21 protein-coding genes are annotated in these 18049 nt (G+C 64.4%); 9 read left to right on the top strand and 12 right to left on the bottom strand.

Annotation, left to right across the window (positions count from 1 at the left end):
* Positions 1-54: 54 nt before the first annotated feature.
* The 4 genes from HX774_RS10500 to lspA all read right to left on the bottom strand — a co-directional run bounded on the left by HX774_RS10500 (position 55) and on the right by lspA (position 3614).
* Positions 55-1989, bottom strand: a complete 1935-nt coding sequence (locus HX774_RS10500; RefSeq protein ID WP_178826592.1) for a cytochrome c/FTR1 family iron permease — start codon at positions 1987-1989, stop codon at positions 55-57.
* A gap of 57 nt (positions 1990-2046) precedes the next feature.
* A complete protein-coding gene (locus HX774_RS10495; protein ID WP_178826590.1) occupies positions 2047-2481 on the bottom strand; it encodes a helix-turn-helix domain-containing protein in 435 nt (144 codons plus the stop codon).
* Positions 2482-2547: 66 nt separating this feature from the next.
* Complete coding sequence (locus tag HX774_RS10490) at positions 2548-3033, bottom strand: MAPEG family protein (protein WP_178826588.1); 486 nt, start codon at positions 3031-3033, stop codon at positions 2548-2550.
* A 53-nt stretch (positions 3034-3086) separates the two neighbouring features.
* A complete protein-coding gene (gene lspA, locus HX774_RS10485) occupies positions 3087-3614 on the bottom strand; it encodes a signal peptidase II (RefSeq protein WP_218650374.1) in 528 nt (175 codons plus the stop codon).
* 397 nt (positions 3615-4011) lie between these two features.
* Here lspA and HX774_RS10480 point away from each other — a divergent pair, with 397 nt between their 5' ends.
* The 6 genes from HX774_RS10480 to HX774_RS10460 all read left to right on the top strand — a co-directional run bounded on the left by HX774_RS10480 (position 4012) and on the right by HX774_RS10460 (position 9355).
* Positions 4012-4629, top strand: a complete 618-nt coding sequence (locus HX774_RS10480) for a cation transporter (RefSeq protein ID WP_003165001.1) — start codon at positions 4012-4014, stop codon at positions 4627-4629.
* 139 nt (positions 4630-4768) lie between these two features.
* Entirely contained in the window at positions 4769-5056 is a 288-nt protein-coding gene (locus tag HX774_RS20405) for a hypothetical protein (RefSeq protein WP_003165000.1), read from the top strand.
* Positions 5053-5454: a RadC family protein gene (locus tag HX774_RS10475; RefSeq protein WP_370523477.1), complete on the top strand. Its 402-nt coding sequence runs from the start codon at positions 5053-5055 to the stop codon at positions 5452-5454. Before HX774_RS20405 ends, HX774_RS10475 begins: the two co-directional genes overlap by 4 nt.
* Positions 5455-6142: 688 nt before the next feature.
* On the top strand, positions 6143-7411 hold the full coding sequence (locus tag HX774_RS10470) for a Swt1 family HEPN domain-containing protein (RefSeq protein ID WP_178826586.1): 1269 nt from the start codon (positions 6143-6145) through the stop codon (positions 7409-7411).
* A 281-nt stretch (positions 7412-7692) separates the two neighbouring features.
* Positions 7693-8295 carry a DUF4433 domain-containing protein gene (locus HX774_RS10465; protein WP_081461864.1) on the top strand — a complete coding sequence of 201 codons (603 nt, stop codon included), beginning with the start codon at positions 7693-7695 and terminating at the stop codon, positions 8293-8295.
* 10 nt (positions 8296-8305) lie between these two features.
* Complete coding sequence (locus HX774_RS10460; RefSeq protein ID WP_003164995.1) at positions 8306-9355, top strand: macro domain-containing protein; 1050 nt, start codon at positions 8306-8308, stop codon at positions 9353-9355.
* A gap of 189 nt (positions 9356-9544) precedes the next feature.
* Here HX774_RS10460 and arsH read toward each other — a convergent pair whose 3' ends face one another.
* From arsH to HX774_RS10435, 5 genes are read right to left on the bottom strand one after another with little or no spacing between them, the layout of a single operon-like run.
* Positions 9545-10291 (bottom strand): arsenical resistance protein ArsH, encoded by a 747-nt coding sequence (arsH, locus tag HX774_RS10455; protein WP_040345443.1) that lies wholly within the window; start codon positions 10289-10291, stop codon positions 9545-9547.
* Complete coding sequence (gene arsN2 / locus HX774_RS10450) at positions 10288-10728, bottom strand: arsenic resistance N-acetyltransferase ArsN2 (RefSeq protein ID WP_178826584.1); 441 nt, start codon at positions 10726-10728, stop codon at positions 10288-10290. The genes arsH and arsN2 overlap by 4 nt, the downstream gene beginning before the upstream one ends.
* On the bottom strand, positions 10728-11813 hold the full coding sequence (gene arsB, locus HX774_RS10445) for an ACR3 family arsenite efflux transporter (RefSeq protein ID WP_178826582.1): 1086 nt from the start codon (positions 11811-11813) through the stop codon (positions 10728-10730). The genes arsN2 and arsB overlap by 1 nt, the downstream gene beginning before the upstream one ends.
* On the bottom strand, positions 11813-12235 hold the full coding sequence (gene arsC / locus HX774_RS10440) for an arsenate reductase (glutaredoxin) (RefSeq protein ID WP_076222555.1): 423 nt from the start codon (positions 12233-12235) through the stop codon (positions 11813-11815). Before arsC ends, arsB begins: the two co-directional genes overlap by 1 nt.
* A gap of 7 nt (positions 12236-12242) precedes the next feature.
* Positions 12243-12578 (bottom strand): helix-turn-helix transcriptional regulator, encoded by a 336-nt coding sequence (locus tag HX774_RS10435; protein ID WP_076222553.1) that lies wholly within the window; start codon positions 12576-12578, stop codon positions 12243-12245.
* A 282-nt stretch (positions 12579-12860) separates the two neighbouring features.
* Between HX774_RS10435 and HX774_RS10430 the strand changes: the two genes are divergently transcribed.
* On the top strand, positions 12861-13295 hold the full coding sequence (locus HX774_RS10430; RefSeq protein ID WP_076222552.1) for a CBS domain-containing protein: 435 nt from the start codon (positions 12861-12863) through the stop codon (positions 13293-13295).
* A gap of 47 nt (positions 13296-13342) precedes the next feature.
* Here the strand turns inward: HX774_RS10430 and HX774_RS10425 are convergent, their stop codons facing one another.
* Positions 13343-14521 carry an MFS transporter gene (locus HX774_RS10425; protein WP_255500363.1) on the bottom strand — a complete coding sequence of 393 codons (1179 nt, stop codon included), beginning with the start codon at positions 14519-14521 and terminating at the stop codon, positions 13343-13345.
* 327 nt (positions 14522-14848) lie between these two features.
* Between HX774_RS10425 and HX774_RS10420 the strand changes: the two genes are divergently transcribed.
* Complete coding sequence (locus HX774_RS10420) at positions 14849-15511, top strand: isoprenylcysteine carboxylmethyltransferase family protein (RefSeq protein WP_178826580.1); 663 nt, start codon at positions 14849-14851, stop codon at positions 15509-15511.
* Between the two features lie 295 nt (positions 15512-15806).
* Positions 15807-15935 carry a hypothetical protein gene (locus HX774_RS20085; RefSeq protein ID WP_255370621.1) on the top strand — a complete coding sequence of 43 codons (129 nt, stop codon included), beginning with the start codon at positions 15807-15809 and terminating at the stop codon, positions 15933-15935.
* 48 nt (positions 15936-15983) lie between these two features.
* On the opposite strand, the gene HX774_RS10415 is transcribed toward HX774_RS20085, so the two are convergent.
* The gene (locus tag HX774_RS10415) at positions 15984-17303 is read right to left on the bottom strand and encodes a HipA domain-containing protein (protein WP_076222546.1); all 1320 of its coding nucleotides are present in this window, start codon (positions 17301-17303) and stop codon (positions 15984-15986) included.
* A complete protein-coding gene (locus HX774_RS20080) occupies positions 17296-17889 on the bottom strand; it encodes a helix-turn-helix transcriptional regulator (protein ID WP_225910408.1) in 594 nt (197 codons plus the stop codon). The genes HX774_RS10415 and HX774_RS20080 overlap by 8 nt, the downstream gene beginning before the upstream one ends.
* Positions 17890-18049 lie beyond the last annotated feature (160 nt).

The following is an 18049-nucleotide window of genomic DNA, read 5'->3' as shown; positions in this document are numbered from 1 at the left end:
CCCCCCGAGTGAAGCCGCTGGTCCTCTCGGTCCGATACATTCGGAGATAACCAGCTAGGCCTTGGCCGAGCCCTGCCGTTTCGAACCGGAGGTACGCGCAAACCCGATTGCCAGCACGACGAGCGTTAGAAGCTGGACCCCGACGCCTTCCACGGTGGGGTAGAGGCCCAAAATCTCGATACGCGGCGCCCAGGTGATCGGGTGGACATCGAGCCAACCCGCTTCCTGAAGCGCCGCCACGCCTTTCCCGACAAGAACGACCGACAGGACGGCCATGAGGATTGAGCTCAGCGAGAAGAACCGACCGATCGGCAGATGTTTGCTGTAGGCGAGCAGCGCCCAGGCCGCGAACGCCAGGATCGCCACTGCGGTGAGCGCGCCGGCCAGCATGCCGACATGGCCGCCCTGGCTCCAGATCGCCGCATAGAAGAGGATCGTCTCGAAGACCTCCCGGTAGACCACGACGAAGGCCAACAGGAAGAGGAACCATGCCGATCGCTTCGAGAGCGCCTTGGAGAGCTTGGCGCGAATATAGGTCTGCCAGGCGTCGGCATGCGACTTGCCGTGCATCCAGATGCCGACGGAAACGAGCACGACCGCCGCCAGAAGCGAGCCAAACCCTTCAGTGAGCTCTCGGCTGGCCCCGCTGATGGAGATGAAGAAGGTCGCGGCCGCCCAGGTGGCGCCGCCGGCGACCAGAGCCGCCACCCATCCTCCGTGGACGTAACGCAACACCTCAGGCCGGTCGGCCTTCCTGAGGAAGGCGATCATCGCCACCACAATGAGCAGCGCCTCCAGTCCTTCGCGAAGCAGTATCGTGAAGGCGCCGATGAAGCTGGCGAGATTGTCCGCCTTCTGGGGCGCCAGGGCCCGCTCGGCGGTGTCGAACAGGGCGTTCAGACGAGCGATCCGGTCCGCGACCTCCGTCTCTGCCGCGCCCTTGCTGATCGACACGCGGAGATCGGTCATGGCCGTCTCGATGCGACGTAGAAGGGCGGTGTCTCGCGCGCCAAGCGCCGGCTCGACCGGCTCGACGCCGTCGAGATAGGCCGACAGCGCCAGGTCGGTCGCGGCCTTTCGGTCTCCCCGACGATAGGCGGCTTCACTCTCCGCCAGACGCGTCCGAGCCAGGGTGAGGGTCGATCCCTTGGGGCGAACCGCCGCCTCCGGGTGGCGGCGCAGATAGGCCGTCACCGCCCGCGCCTTCGTCTCGCCGATGCGGGCCGCCAACTCCGCCGGCGTCGCCTGCGTGACGGCAGCCAGATCCGGGTAGCCGGTGCGGATCGCCGGGTCGCTCTCCCAAAGACGCCGGCCTTCGACCGCTTCGGCGTCAGTGAAGGCGAAACGGCCGACGTAGAAGGCCAGAGCCCAGCGGTCCTCAGCCGGTAGATGGGAAAAGCTGGCCATCGCCGTGCCGTCGAGCCCCTGGTCGATCACCTGGTACAGGCCGAAGACGCTGCGTTGGCGGGCGCGCTCGACGTCTGCGAATGCAATAGGAGCAGGATCAAGTCCTTGCGCGCCCGCGCCGTCGGCGCGCCCTGTGGCGCCATGGCAGACAGCGCATTGCGCGTCATAGAGGGCGGCCCCCTTGGCCAGGTCGGGCGGGAATGACGGCGCCAGCGGACTTGGATAGGCCGCCAGAACCGCGGCGGCCAAGCTTTTGGCCTGGCCGGCGACGGTGCGCGGATCGCTCCTGTTCCGGATAGCGACTTGAAGAGCGAGAGCGTCCCGGACCAGATCGGCCTTGGTCTGCGTGGAGGGCAGGGCTTCCAGGCGGGTGAGGATCTGGCCGCTGAATTCGACCATCTCTCCGTATTCGGCGGGATTGGTCACCTGGCCGTTCTCTACCGCGCCGGCGTAGTCGACCGCCACGTAGTCGAGCAGCCGCCACGCGACCTGTGCCTCCGAGGCCGAGGCCGTCTGGGCCAGTGCGGGGGCGGTCAGGCCAAGGGTGAGCAGGAGGACGATCAGGCTGAGCAGAGGGCGCATCGGAAACCTAGTTGTGAGCCGTTCGCATTAGCATTCGAACGGCGCGTGTGTCGTGCATTATTGTGGGGCCGAATGATCGTGCAGGGCCTCAATCACCTTGCAAGCCGAGACCCGTCCGCCCGCGCATTCAGCGGTCATGCGCGAAAGCGCGCGCCGGAGGGCCTGCAACTGGGTGATCTTCTGCGTCACTTCGGCGAGATGACGTTCGGCTATGGTGTTGGCTTCGTCGCAGGCGCGGTCGGGATGATCGGAGAGATCCAGCAGGGACCGGATCGAATCCAGGTCGAAGCCAAGTTGGCGTGCATGCCGGATGAAGGTCAGCCTTTGTTCGGCGTCATCGTCATACATCCGGCGGTCGCTGGCGGTTCGGGGCGGCGCCGGCACCAATCCGATCTGCTCGTAGAATCTGATCGTCGGAATTTTTATGCCGGTGGCGGCGGCGAGTTTGCCGATGCTGCGAGGTCCGGACGAAGTGGGCGAGGGGCGTGTCATCGCTCAAACATGGGTCGAAGTCCTGGAGACTGGGGCGGAAAGACGGGCATGAGGCGCGCTCGGATACTACCGGCCGAGAATCAACAGGACGATGGCGATGACCATGGCGGCAAGCGTCGAGGCGCCGGTAAGCGCCATGCCGAAAGCGCGTGCGGCGGCGCCCTTGGCGTAGCCGATCGCGAACATTACACGACCGAGGAGATAAAGCGTCACCAGAGCGGGGATCAGGATCAACTCCTCGCCTCGCAAAACAACGGCGAGGATCAGATGTGCGCCGACGGCCAGGACGGTCTGCTCAAGGGAATTCTGCAACACGGCCGCAGGCACGGCGAGCCGAGCGCTGGGCGGGCCGTAGGCGGCTCCTGGTCGGTCCTCATCCGACCGATACCGAATGCTGGCGACAAGCCGCAGGCAGCCGGCGAGCCACACGAGCACCGGCAACTCCCACTTGAGGGCGTAGGCCAGGCGATCGGCCGTCGCCATGTCGGTCTCGACGCCGAATGGCGCGGGAGGAATCCACAGCCAGGTAGCCGTCAGGCTGCTTGCGGTCACGCCTATGGCCAGGGCGGAGCGAACGGCTATGGACTTTTTTTCGGGGGGCCCCGTCATCGAACGGTGGGTTCGATCGTGGGGGACGACGTCCCGGGTTCGGCCCCGCTTCGCGAAGCCAACAGAAGCAAGCCGATGCCGCAGACGATCGCTGCATCGGCAAGGTTGAAAGTGGGCCAGTGCGCATCGCCCCAGTGAAGATCTATGAAATCGGTCACGTGCCCGAAACGCAGGCGATCCAGCAGGTTCCCGAGCGCGCCGCCGACCATAAGGCTCAGGCCGGCGGCAAGAAGAGGTCTGCGTGTTCGCCAGGCCCAGATCGACAGCACGGCGATGATCAGCAGCGAGACGATGCTCAAAACCCAGCGCCCCATGTCCCCGGAGCCGGCGAAAAGGCCAAAGGTGACCCCTGGGTTGAACCCGAGGCGAAGCGCGATGAAGGATGTCAGATTGACCACGTCCTCAAGGTTCCCGCGGGCCATGGCCTTGGTGGCCTGGTCCACAACAATGACCGTCACGGCGAGGCCGATAGCCATCGCGCGGACGTTCAGCACCCTGGCGCCTCGGCGCTCCGTGAACACCATGATCGTGCGTTCTCCTGTTGATGCGACGATCTATGCATCCTCTAGCTACTGGAGGATCAAGCCCCTTCCGCAGGGGCAGGGCAAACGCTTTTCTCAATCCGGGGCTGGCTGAAGGAAAGGTGCGTTTGAGGCTGATGTGGTGGCTTTGGCGTTGGGATCTGACCAGGCAATGCCGGCGGCTGCGCGTCGTGGGATCCGGTGGGGCCTTGCGGCCGGTTTCGTCGCTTGGGCTCGTCGGTCTGGACGAGCGGCCGGTCGGATCTCAAGATCGTCGCATGGGCAGTCCGGCAAGACCGTGTTTCAATGACGGCTCCAATGTTTACCGCTGCCTGCCAATGCGCGCTGTCTTCCGAAACTAGTCAACGTGGGCGGCCGTGCCCGGAACAGGAGGGCGTCCATGAAGACATCGAACGCTGAGCATGACCGTCAGAGACGAACGCTGATGATCGTGCTGATCCTGAACGGTCTGTTGTTCGTCGGGCTCGGGCTCGGCGGATTGCTGGCCAACTCCAGCGCCTTGCTCGCCAATGCGCTGGATAACGCCTCCGACAGCCTTGTCTATTTGATCAGCTTTCTGGCGGTTGGCCGCGCTCTCGCCTGGAAGCTGCGCGCCGCGAGAACCTCGGGTGTGCTGTTGCTGATCTTCGCCGCAGGCGTTCTGATCGACGCCGGCCGCCGATGGTGGCTGGGAACGGAGCCTATTGGCTGGACCATGATCGGTTTGGCCGTCGTCGCAGCGGTGGTCAACCTGATCTGCCTAAAGCTACTGCGCGGCTTGAAGGGCGACGATGTAAACCTGCGCGCCGCCGAGACCTTCAGCTTCAACGATTTCGCCTCAAACGGGGGCATCCTCGTCGCCGGCGCCCTGGTCCTGTGGTTGAAGCAGTCCTGGCCTGACCTGGTGGTCGGCGTCATCGTCGCCGGAATCGCCGCGAAGGGCGGTCTCGAGATTCTCGAAGGCGCCCGAAAGATCAACATACAAAGGGCCTCTGACGGAGCGTCCCGGGGCGGCTAGCGTCAAGAGGCAATCCATGGGCGGAGAGTGAGCCGATCCAGTCAGCCGGCCCATCATTTGCGGCGCAATTCAAGGATTGGGGAGGGCGGGTTTCGGTCGACTTCCCATGAGGAGGCGGATAGCGACCGAGGAGTTCGCGATGCGATCGATCCCCAAACCCGACCTTGAACACGCCCGCGCCCTTGCTGCAGGCGCCGGCCTCCCGGCCATCGAGTTGATGGATGAGCGAACCTTGTTGGCCTTGATGCTCAAGCGGGCTTCGCTTCCGACCAACCCTCATCGTCTCGCCGGGGATCTCCTGGATCGCTTCGGCGCCCTGGCCGCGGTTGTCGCAGCGGACGCGTCAGAGCTGGCCCGAACGCCCGGCCTGGACGTCGCCGCCGTCGCGGACCTCTCAAGCTGCTGCGACAGGTTTGCGTTCATTTGATTAGATCCGATGTCGGCGCGCGGCCTTCGATCTCGTCCTGGACGGCCTTGCTGGCCTATGTCCGGGGGGCGCTGGCCCACGAGCCCCGGGAGCAGTTTCGCGTGCTCTACCTCGACAAGCGCAACATCCTGATGCGCGAGGAGCATCGGGCGGACGGCACCGTGGATCATGCCCCTGTCTACGTCCGGGAAGTGGTGCGGCGTGCGCTGGAGTTGTCCGCCTCGGCCATGATCCTCGTCCATAATCATCCCTCGGGCGATCCGACACCCTCGCGCGCGGACATCGAGATGACCCGCCGGGTCATCGAGGCCGCCCGGGTTTTCGACATCCAGGTCCATGATCATGTCGTGGTCGGCCGGGAGGGCGAACAGAGCTTTCGCGCCCTCGGTCTCATCTGAGGCCCCGCGTCATGTCGCTCCGGCTCATCGTCGCCGCCCTGGGCGGGGACATCCATTCCGGCGGGCGAAGCGCCAATGTGCCGGCCCCGGGCCACAGCCGCGCCGACCGGTCCGTCTCCCTTCTCCTCGACGGCGACCGGGTCGTGATCCACGGCTTCGGAGCGGCGGACTGGCGTGCGGTCCGTGAGCATCTGCAGGGGCTCGGCTTCATTGATCCCTGGGGGCGTCTGAATAGCCAGGGCGTCCAGCCACGCTTGCGAGGCGGCGATCCTGCCTTCCCTTGCGCCCGTCATCCGAGCGATGGTGGAAGACGCTATCCCTCGCTCCAACGCCGCCAGCGTAGCTGCTGCAGCCGCCATCGGAAGGGACCGCATCCGCCCGAGCTGGCGGCTCGTGTGGCCGCCTTGGTCCCAAACGGACGCCTCTCGCCTATCTCGATGTCCGAGGACATAGAGACGGCCGAAGGGTTCGCAGAGGCGTTGGCCCCTACGATCCGCGATTTTCTGTCGGAGCTGCACTAGCGATTGCCAGAGCTCTGGTCGCTCGGCGGGATCTGATTCTGATCAAGTCGGGCTGCTTCAGTGAACGCTGCACCCCCTAGGGATCAGCTTGCCCTGCGCCGATGTGGCGACGTCCGGCTCGAACCATGTCAGAGCTACATTCTCAACAGGTCTCATCTGGAGCTGCCATGTCCGACCCACTCCGCGACCTGATTGAGCGAGAGCGTGAACTCAGCCGGCTCATGAATCCGCTAACTGAAGTGGGCGCCAACCTGGGCGCCTATGAACGTTCAATCGTTCGGGCCGCCGCCGAACTGGACGTGATGAGCCTGATGAGGGATCGGGCGGATATTGAGGCGCGCGCGGCGGGCTTCCTGTCTCCCGACCAGCACCGCAACCTCGCTCTCGACCTTTTCCAGCGGATGCCGACAGGCTCTGAGCTCTTGATGCAGGAGATGCAGCGAGCCGATGCTCTCGCCCGGGAAGCCGCGGGCCTCCACGGCAGGAGCATCAGTGAGCTCGCCGTGGAAGCTGCGAGCCTCCATCAGCGCTGGGAAGAAGCTTTCCGGCTACCATCGGCAATGGAGACCGCGCGGCTCTATCAGGAACAGGTCGACGCCCTGCAGGGCCAATCGATGTTGTTCCATGACAAGCCGGGGCAAATCATGGCGGCCATGACGTCCATGACCAGGCCCTGGCTCAACGACGCCATGCTCGATCACTCCGTGCTCGGCATGATGGAGATGCAGACCATCGGCGCAGTGCTGCGTCACTCGGATCCGTTCGGTGCGGATATAGGCGACCTGCTCAGGCCGGCTTTAGGCGACTGGCGTGAGGTGGTCATGCCTACGGTGGATGTCCTGATGGATCCCGTGGCGCGTACTGCTCTCTACTATGACAAAGGCTACAGTCCTGACCTGACCGCTTTTCCACGCGGCGCCTTCGTCGAGGGCATGCATCATGCGGGTCTGGACCTGGACTCGTCCGAAGATCTTGATGACGACGAGGCCGATGCGGACGAAACGTTGGAAGCTTCGTTTGCAAGAAATCGATCGGCGTTTGACCAGCTGCAACGCTTTGAGGTGGCGTTGCGCCGTTTCATCGACGAGCGGATGACCGAGGCCTTCGGTCCCGACTGGTGCATCACCCAGGCGCCGGAAGGCACAAGCGACAATTGGCGTCAGAAGCAGGCGACGGACGCCAAGGCGACCGGAGCGATCAAGCCTCTGATCGAGTTCGCGGACTTCACGGATTACCGAGCGATCATTGAGAAGAAGCAGAACTGGAAAACCGTCTTCGCTCCGGTCTTCAACAGGTCCACAGATATTCAGGAATCCTTTCAGCGGCTTTATCCGGTGAGAATCGCCACCATGCATGCGCGAATGATTACCCAGGACGACGAGATGTTGCTCACCGTAGAAACGCGTCGGATTCTACGAGCCATCCGTAAGGCGTGACAGGCCGGTTCAGTCCGAACGGCGGAACTCGTTGCGACGAAGCAATGTTCGAAGCGGGCTGCCGGTCATGCGGCTCAGCTTGATGTGCGGTGGCGGTTTGTTGATCCTGATCGAGCGTCGTTTCCGAAGTTGCTGGGAATGGTGTTCTTGAAATGTTCCCGTTTCGGTTCTAGGTTGATCAGAGCCGTAGCGGTCCTGCAGCTTGGCTGGACAATGGAGGGCGGTTGATCGATTGAAGGAGCATGCCTGGAAACGTTCCTCAGCCGACGCCGATCATTCACATGACCCACATCGGCAACCTTGACGAGATTCTCGCAAAGGGCGCCTTGAGTTCTACCGCACGCCTGCAGGCTGCTGACGCGCGGTATAACAATATCGCCTACAGCTCGATCCAGGCGCAGCGTGCAGCGCGGCAGGTCCCGTGCGGTCCTGGCGGCTGTCTGCACGATTACGTGCCCTTCTATTTCACGACGCGCAGCCCGATGCTCTACACCATCCATCGTGGCAACGTGCCGTGCGAGGGAGGGCAGGGCGCGCTGGTGCACCTGGTGTCGACCGCCCAGAAGGTCGTGGAAGCCGGCCTGGGCTTCGCGTTTACCGACGGTCACGGAATCATGACCTACTCCAGCTTCTTTGACGATCTGGGGCGGCTGGGGGAGGTCGACTGGGATGTGGTCGGCAGTCGACAATGGGCTGATACGCTGGAGGACGGCGACCGCAAACGCCGCAAGCAGGCCGAGTTTCTCGTGCGGGACGCATTCCCGGTTACGCTTCTCAGCGGCTTGGCGGTGCAGTCCGCGGCTCGCAAAGCCGAAGTCGAGGCTCTTCTGGAGCGCCGAGGCGTTAGAATGAAAGTGGTGGAAAAATCCGCCTGGTACTACTAGGGAGCCGACGATGATCACCTTCTCGAAAGGCGACCTGCTCCAGTCCGGCGCCGAGGCCGTCATTAATACGGTCAACTGCGTCGGGGTGATGGGCAAGGGTATCGCCCTGCAGTTCAAGCAGGCCTTCCCCCGCAACTATGATGCGTACCGGCGCGCCTGCGACGCGGGCGAAGTACGTCTGGGCGAGATGTTCGTCTTCGATACCGGAAGCATGATCAATCCGCGCTGGATCATCAACTTTCCGACCAAGGGTCACTGGAAGGCGAAATCCCGCCTGTCCGACATCGAGACCGGCCTTGAGGATCTGAAGCGAGTGATCCTCGAGAATGGAATTCGCTCGATCGCCGTGCCGCCGCTCGGATGCGGCAATGGCGGTCTGGACTGGGCTGAGGTTGAGCCTGTGATCCGCCGCGCCCTGGGCGACCTCAATGAAGTGGATGTTCGGCTCTTCGCTCCTGGAGCAGCGCCGAAAGTCGATGAGATGAGAGTGGGTACGACCCGCCCCAACATGAGCCGTGGACGAGCGCTCGTGCTGACGCTTCTGGGTCTCTATGGGGCAGCGGGTTACCGCCATAGCCTCCTTGAGGTGCAGAAGCTGACCTACTTCCTGCAAGCGGCGGGCGAGGATCTCAAGCTGGGCTTCCAGAAGTACCAGTACGGCCCCTACGCCGAGAATCTCAATCACGTGCTTCAGCGGATCGAGGGGCACTTCATTCGAGGGTACGGCGATCGCAGCCAAGCGGCGGAGATCGCTGTACTGGAAGGCGGCCGTAGGGAAGCCGAGGCCTACCTCGCCGGCGATGAAGCCGCCCGGGATCGTCTCGACCGCGTGGCCGAGCTCATCGCGGGTTTCGAGACCCCCTACGGTCTCGAACTCCTGTCTACCGTCCACTGGGTCCTGGTTCATGACGCCGAAGCGTCCGGCGACCCGGATCGCGTGGTTCAGGCTGTGCACGCCTGGAATTCTCGGAAGGCCGCTGTGATGCGAGAGCCTCACATCCGCACGGCGCTCGATCATCTCCAGCGGAATGGTTGGGCGAACCGGGCGCACGCCGCCTGAGCCAGGACGGGACTCCGATCCGTGGCAGCGGATCGGAGTCGGTTCGTCAAATAGCGGGCGCAACGGGTCGTCTGCTTTAGCTCGAACCTAGTTCTTCGATGACGGCGCCGGATTTTGTCTTCGTCGCCACAGTTGGCGACGGTCTGCCGACGTGGCGAAGCCTCGGCCTCGGGGGCGCGTATGCTGGCGCTAAGCGGTCCTGATGGCGATCGCGGACAGGTCGTTGGCCGCATCGATTGGCACGCCCGAAGCCTTCCGCTCAGAGTAGCGGTCGACCAACTGACCGGCGTGGACGCGGGTCAGGACGGTGAAGCGCACCAGCTCCTCCATCACGTCGACGATGCGGTCGTAGTAGCTGGAGGGCTTCATGCGGCCGTTGTCGTCGAACTCCATGAAGGCCTTGGCGACGCTGGACTGGTTGGGGATGGTGATCATCCTCATCCACCGGCCCAGCAGGCGCAGGGTGTTGACCGCGTTGAAACTCTGAGAGCCGCCGGAGACCTGCATGACGGCCAGGGTGCGGCCCTGGGTCGGGCGCATGCCGCCCATGTTCAACGGCAGGTGGTCGATCTGGAGCTTCATGATCCCCGAAATCTGGCCGTGGCGCTCCGGGCTGCTCCAGACCATGCCTTCCGACCACAGGGCGTGTTCGCGCAGTTCATGGACGGCGGGGTGGTCGTCGTGGTCGACCTGGTCGGTCAGCGGCAGGTCGGACGGATCGAAGATGCGTGTCTCGCAGCCCATGAAGCGCAGCAGGCGCGCGGCCTCCTCAACGCACAGTCGGGAAAAGGACCGATCCCGCAGTGAGCCGTAGAGCAGCAGGATGCGGGGCGGATGGTCGTTCGGGCCGAGGCCGAGCGCCGGCTGGCTGGACAGGTAGGCCGGGTCGAGCGCGGGCATGTGGTCGGGATCGGGCAGGACGCGAAGGCGGGTCATTGGGGGCGCAACTCCTTGAACATGAAAGTCGCCGAGGCCGGGCACAGGGTGCTGAACTGCCGGGAGGCGGCTATGGCGGGCGGCGCCGCCGAACGGGGAAGGGCGGTGTAGCCGTGCCGCTGGAAGAAGGCGGTCGCCGAGGTCGTGAGCAGGTAGAGGGCGAACGCATTCTGCTCGGCCCCCATAGTTTCCAGCCAGGACAGGATTGCTGAGCCGTGGCCTTCGCCGCGACGGTCGTCGATGACAACGATGGAGCGGATCAGGGCGTCGGAGCCGACCTGCTCAAGCCCGCCGTAGCCAATCAGTCCGGCATCGTCCTCGAAGCGGTAGAAGCTGCGGCCGGGTTCGCGGAGATCATCTGTCGGCAGTCCCGCGGTCTCCAGCGCTGCGGTCAGGTCGGGAGTGGGGGCGGACAAAGCCACGCCGTTGAAGGCCATCAGCAGGCGTCCTTCTTCGGGGCGGTGTCGGGGAAGTAGCGGCGGCCCAGCCACAGGGCGACCGACACCAGCAGGATCAACACCGGCACCTCGACCAGCGGACCGATGACGGCGGCGAAAGCCACTGGCGAGGCCAGGCCGAAGGCGGCGATGGCGACGGCGATCGCCAGTTCGAAATTATTGGAGGCGGCGGTGAAGGCCAGGGCCGTGGTGCGCGGATAGTCCGCCTCGATCAGCCGCCCCATCAGGAAGCTGACCACGAACATGACGAAGAAGTAGATCGTCAGCGGGACGGCGATGCGTAGGGCGTCCAGCGGCAGGGCGACCACGTCGCCGCCCTTCAGGCTGAACATGGCGACGATGGTGAAGAGCAGGGCGATCAGGGTGATCGGGGCGATGCGCGGCAGGAAGCGCGTCTCGTACCAATCGCTCCCCTTCCTCGCGACCAGGGTGCGCCGGGTCAGGAAGCCGCCGAGGAAGGGCAGACCCAGATAGACCAGGACGGCGCCGGCGATGGTCCAGACGCTGACGTCGACCACGCTGCTCTCCAGCCCGAACAGGGGGGGCAGCACGGTCAGGAACAGCCAGGCGTAGAGGCTGAAGAAGGCGATCTGGAAGATCGAGTTGAAGGCGACCAGGCCCGCCACATACTGGTTGTCGCCGCGCGCTAACTGGTTCCAGACCAGCACCATGGCGATGCAGCGGGCCAGGCCGATCAGGATGACGCCGGTCATGTATTCCGGTTGATCGCGCAGGAAGATCACCGCCAGGGCGAACATCAGCACCGGCCCCAGCACCCAGTTCTGGAACAGGGACAGGGCAAGCACGCGCCTGTCGGCGAAGACGCGCGGCAGTTCCTCGTACTTTACCCGCGCCAGCGGCGGATACATCATCAGGATCAGGCCGACGGCGATCGGGATATTGGTCGTCCCGACCGACAGGCCGTCGATCCAGCCGGGCAGCGCCGGCACGACCGTACCCAGCAGCACACCCAGCGCCATGGCGACGAAAATCCACAGCGTTAGCCAGCGGTCGAGGAAGGCCAGGCGGCGCTTCGGTTGATCAGTGATGACGGCCTCGACCATCAGCGGACCCTCCGGCCCTCGGCGTCGATGACGACTTCGCCGTCCTCCTTGGTGAAGGGCTTGAGCCCTTCCGGCGGCAGAAGGTCGAGAACCGCCTCGGACGGCCGGCACAGCTTCACGCCCAGTGGGGACACGACGATGGGACGGTTCAGCAGAACCGGATGGGCTTCGATGGCGTCCAGCAGTTGATCGTCCGTCAAGGCGGGATCACCCAACCCAAGTTCAGCGAAGGGCGTACCCTTCTCGCGCAGCAGGCTGCGCAGCGGGACGCCCATGCGCTCGACCAGCCCCAGGATCATGGCGCGGCTGGGCGGCGTCTTCAGATACTCGACGACGTGCGGTTCGATCCCGGCGTGGCGGATGAGGGCCAGGGTGTTGCGCGACGTCCCGCAGGCGGGATTGTGATAGATGACGACGTCCATGATGACCTCAGGCGCGGCAGGGTGAGAGTTCGGCCAGCAGCGGCTCGCACAATTCGGCGCGGCCCTGGCAGCAATCCTTCAGCAGAAACAGGACCAGCGCCTGAAGGCGATCGAGGTCGGCCCGGTAGATGATCGAGCGGCTGCGGCGCTCCGAACTGATCAGTCCGGCGCGGGACAGAACCCCGAGGTGCGCTGACATGGTGTTGGCCGGCACCGCGAGGGCGTCCGCGATCTCGCCGGCGGGCAGGCCTTCGGGTTCGTGCCGGACCAGCAGGCGGAAGGTCTCAAGGCGCGTCGGCTGCGCCAGGGCGGCCAGAGCGAGGATGGCGGGTTCTGATTCCATAATTCCAAGATAATAGAATTAATGAGGCGTGCAAGTCCCGCGTCAGCGTACTGCGGCCACGACATTGGCGGGAAGGCTGCATGGCGCCGGAACCTGAGGCAGGTCTGGTCGGTTTCAATGTGGTCCTCAGGCCTTCCGAGGACTGTGGTTCCGACCATCAGATTTGACGCCCTCCCGGGCGTGGGTGGGTCGAGACTGCGCCAAGGGAAAAAGCACTGATCGTCCCTTGCGCTCGGGGGCTGTTCCCGAAGCGAGGCAAGGCGATCGACAAGGAGCCGGGTGATGAAAGTCAACGAATGCATGAGCACGGACGTGCAGGTCTGCGCGCCAGGCGACACCATGGCCGACGCCGCGCGGATGATGAAGAAGATTGACGCCGGCTTCCTGCCGGTCGGTGAGAATGATCGCCTGGTAGGGATGATCACGGATCGGGATCTGGCGGTTCGCGGGGTTGCGGAAGATCGGGGTCCGAACACGCCTGTACGGGATATCATGAGCGCCGAGGTCCTCTATTGTTTTGACGACGAGAGCCTCGACGACGTCGCCTCCCAGATGGGCGCCCAGCAAGTCCGCCGGCTCCCTGTCCTTAGTCGAAGCAAACGCCTTGTGGGGGTCATATCCCTGGGCGACATCAGCCAGGCCGGGGGAAACGGCTCTCAGGCCGCCGCAGCGCTGGCGGGGGTGACCGAACCGAGTGCGCGTCACAGTCAACATTGAACGCTCCGGTCCCGTTGCTTCTCGGACGCACCGCCCTTCCCCCTTGCTCAGGCGCCCGGCAGGCGTTGGGAGGGAGGAGGTTTTGATCGCCTCGCTCGCATATGAAGCGACGCCAGGCCGATCATGGCGACAAGACTGAAGACGGCGCCGGACAGGAAGGCCGCCTGCGGCCCTGCCAGGGACCAAAGGCCGCCTGCCAGGCTGCTCGCCGCCAGCAAGGCGACGCCGGTCGCGAGATTGAAAACGCCGAAGGCGGTTCCCCGCAGTCGAGCGGGGGCCGTGTCGGCGATCAAGGCGGCCAGCAGCCCCTGGGTCATGCCCATGTGGAGCCCCCAGAGCAGCACCCCGATCAGGACGACTCCAATTGAGGTAGCGAACGCCAGGGCCAGGTCGGCCAGCACCAGAACGCCCAGGCCCAGGACCAGCAGCATTCTCCGATCCAGATGGTCGGACAAGGCCCCGACGGGCGCGGCCACGGCGGCATAGACCACATTCATGACGATCATCACGGCGGGAACCAGGGCCATGGTGAGGCCGACGTCCTGAGCCCTCAGAACCAGGAAGGCTTCACTGAACCGAGCCATGGTGAACACGACGCCGACGGCCACGACCGACCAGAAGGGTCGCCCCATGGCCCTGACCTCGCTCCATCGGATGGGCGAGCGAGCAGCCCTGGCCTCGCCATGCTTCTTCGGCTCCTCGACGCCGAACACGAGCAGAAGCACGGCGATGACGCCCGGGACGACGGCCCAGGCGAACACGGCGCGAATGTTTCCGGCCAGGGCCAGCATGAGCAGAATGGCGATCACAGGACCCATGAAGGCGCCGATCGTGTCCAGCGACTGACGAAGCCCGAACGCGGCCCCTCGGGTCCCGGGCTCCGTAATGTCAGCCACGAGCGCATCGCGTGGGGCCCCTCTCACGCCCTTGCCGATCCGATCGGCGAAACGGGCGCCCAGCACCTCGAACGGCGTGACCGCCAGGGGGAAGAAGGGCTTGGACACGGCGCCGAGGCCATAGCCGAGAACCGCCAGCAGTTTGCGGTTGCCCAACCGGTCGCTGAGCCAGCCGGAGAAGACCTTGGTGATGGATGCGCTGGCTTCGGACACGCCTTCGATCACGCCGACCAGGGCAACGCTGGCGCCCAGGGTGGTGACGAGGAAGACGGGCAGCAGGCTGTGAATCATCTCCGAGGAGATGTCCATGAACAGGGATACGAACCCCAAAGCCCAGACGCCGCGAGGGACCGCTCGCAAACCTCGACCGATCATCAACATCCTTCCCGCGCTGAAGGGCCTCTCGAGCCCGACCAACGTCGCCTATTCGGCGGCTACGGTATTTATGTGCGGCAATGCGCGCCCTCTGGGTACGATGTGAATCCTGAGTCTGTCCTGGACGATCGACGGATTTAGTGTGGTCGCCGCCCTTGAGGCGGGGGTCCGCGAGAGGCGGCCAGCGGAACGATGGCCTCGTAGACGGGTTCCCTTGAAACCAACCCTTGATGATCAGGTATTGCTGATCATTGAGCAGGTCCGAGCAGAAGGGTGCGCCTGATGCCTGACCGTACCTATTGGGGAGTAGCGGCGATATCGATCGCCGTCGTCTCCTGGCTTCTTTACCACTACCTCGCGCCCCGCACGTGGAGAGAATGGACGCGCGCTGGTGTCCTCCAGGCCTTTCTCATCGCCTTCTACGCCGAGATGTATGGGTTTCCGCTCACCCTGTACGTGATCACCCGTGTCTTCGGTCTCGACGCGGGAGGTGGGCTTTGGCGCGGAAATCTTTGGGTTTACCTGACCGGCGTTCCCGAGATCATGTACGTGTCGATGATCGTGGGATACGGCGTTGCGGCCCTTGGGATCATGCTGATCATTGTCGCCTGGCGGCAACTGCACGCGGGGGTCAGGGAGGGTCGGCTCGTTACGCAGGGCGCATACGCCTATATGCGGCACCCCCAATACTCCGGACTGTTCATTGCGATCCTGGGCGAGGGGGTGATCCACTGGCCCACCGTCTTCTCCCTTGCGGCCTTTCCGGTGATTGTCATCGCCTACGCATGGCTCGCCAGGAGCGAGGAGCGCCAACTGCTCAGCCAGTACGGCGATGACTACAGGCGATATTGCAGCCAGACGCCGATGTTCATTCCGAGGGTCGCCGCATGGCGCTCGTTGATTCGATGGATCGCTTCACCCGGGCCGGGAGGAAAGGCCACCTAGGAGCCAGTCATGGATCAGAACTTCGTTATAACCATCATAGCCTTGATGCTGTTCATCTGCTGCGTGGCGCCCATGATCGTGAGGAGCCTTCGCCGAGGGAAGACGGACGCTCCGAAGCGTAAGATCGACCCCGACCCGAAACGCAAAGAATAGGCCCTCACTGAACGGCTGCTTCTCAACCCGATTCCGACCAGGGCGATGGGCGCCCTGAATGGGATCAGACGCTTAGATTTAAACGGCCGGTTGGACTGGTCCCCGCCGACAGAATGTCAGGACGCGAGCAATGATGAACTGCATGAACATGATGAGCGGCATGGGCGGCATGATGATGCTGGCGATGGGCGTCCAATGGCTCCTCGCCGTCGTGCTGGCTGTGCTGGGGATCGCGGCGCTGGTGAAGTACCTGCGGACGCCATCGAGATAGGTTCGGCTGCGGCCGAGCCCCGCATGGCCTGACGCGAATGTGTTCCGATCAGACGCCTTCGGCCGGAAAATAGTCTCGGGCCTCGACAGGGGTGGCGAGTTCCAATCGTTCCGTCAGTTCTTCCATCTCCCGTCCAAGGAGGTCGTTGAAGGATTTCAGTCCCGCCGATTTCAGCCGGGGCGAGGCCTTCTCGAGAGCCACGATCATGGGGGTGATCTCGCCCTCGAGCAGCAGGTCGAAATCGGCTTCTTCGACGCCCATTTCTACGAAGAAGGCGTTCAGGTCCTCGCCCGTCATCTCGTCGAAATGCTTCGCCGCGCCAATCTGGAAAGCCAGCTCATGGGTGAAGTGCCGGCTTAGCCGAATGGGCAGAAGGTCATAGAGGGGGGCGAAGCGAGGGGCGCCAGGCGCATCGTAAAGGATGGCGTGGTTCTTGGCGTGATTGTCCGTATTGCCGATGCAGAGATTGAAGATGGTGGTTCTGAGGAAGGCGAGGCGGCTGGCGGCGGGGTCGCGCGTCTGGTCCAGGACCGAGATGGCGGCGCTGACGTCGAACCAGCGGCCGGGTTGACCCCGTCTCTGGTACTTGAGCTCTGAAGGCAGGCCTAGCGCCTGGGCGAAATCCTCCTGATGGATTCGGGTGACGACCCCGTCGGCGACGTGGCGGTCGAACCTCTCGATCAGCAAGGCGTCGACATCGCCGATCCGGATCGCGGTAGGCACGGAGACATCCAGGCCAGCGGCCGAGGCCAGAATGGCGGCGGCCTCTTCATAACGTGCGTCCCGCGCGTCGCGGCGCGCCGGCACCTTCAGGATATGGGTCGTGGGCACGCGCGACCCGTATCTGGGCAGGGCGAAGGCGCCATTGGGCAGGAGGGTGACGGCGACCTTGCTTTGCACGCCGGCGACCGGAGACGGGTCTGTGACCTCCGTTGGAAGCCGCCGCTCGTCGCGTAGCGATTTGACGATCTTCAGCAGGGAGCTGTCGTCGAGGGGTTCATAGTCCTCGGCGAGGACGCCGGGACTCTTGATCGGCGGCATATCCAGCGGGAGGCAGGAGACGCTGCCGGCGCAATCCACGCCCAGATGCTTCAGGAGGCCTACTACATCGTCGCGGGCCAGCGCTTCGCGCTCCATGATCCGCTGCAGCTGCGTATTTTCCGGCAGCAGGTTGGCGAAAAAGGCGCGTGTCTCCACGTCGCCGAATGCTTCGTCCTCGACCGGCAGGGAGAGAGACAGGGGGGCGCCGCCGGCGGCGACATAGTCGGCGTCATAGAGGAAGGCCGTGTCGCCATGTGCGGTTCTTGCGAGCCGCCCCGCCGGGGTGGGAAAGCCGTCCATCCAGACGGCGAGGACGTCTTCAGCCATGAGAGTCCTGCGCTGTCAGCGTGAGGCCGAGCGCCTGACAGGCGGCCAGCGCCTTGCCGAGTTCGATCGTGGGCTTTCCGGCTTCCAGTTCGCTGACGAACCGGCGACCGACGCCAGCGTGTTCAGCCAACTGCTGCTGGGTGAGCTTGAGCGCCAGGCGCTTTGTGCGAACGAGGTTCCCGAGGGCGGCGCCGTCAAGCAGCGGTATGGGTTCGATCCGGGGCGGCAGCGGCCGGGCGGCGCCGCCCGCGGGTGGGCTTTCCAGTCCGGACGACTTCAGGGCGCTCAGGATCAGCGCAACGGCGCCGGCTGATGGCTTTGACCTTTCCGAAGGGGAGGGCTTTTCCACGCGAGAAACGCCTGGCTTGAGCATTTGCCCCGCCCGAGCTTTGAAGGTGATCCTCATCTCGCGGGCGCCGGTGTCGTCCAGCAGGGCTCTGAGCGCGTTCGACTGGGTGGGGTATCGAACAAGGCGCGAGGTCTTGCCTAATTTTCCGGGGCTGGACAGGCCGCCCACTCGCGAGCGCGCCTCCGTTGAGGCGGCGGCGAGGCCGACGGGGAGCTGGGGCGGTCTGGTCTTGCTCATGGTCAAATTCCCGTACGGGAACACATATAGAGCGTGGGGCGTCGGAATGCAAAGGCATGATCCCGATCGGGATCACATCTTGCTCCTGAGTGTGACGCGAAGCTGATGGGAGTGTTTTGCTTGCCTAGGGACGCCGTTCCGGTGACAGTAGCCTGTCCGC

It is taken from the genome of Brevundimonas sp. P7753, assembly GCF_013386595.1.
In the GTDB taxonomy this organism is placed as follows: domain Bacteria; phylum Pseudomonadota; class Alphaproteobacteria; order Caulobacterales; family Caulobacteraceae; genus Brevundimonas; species Brevundimonas bullata.
This window is presented reverse-complemented; position numbering and strand designations above follow the sequence as displayed.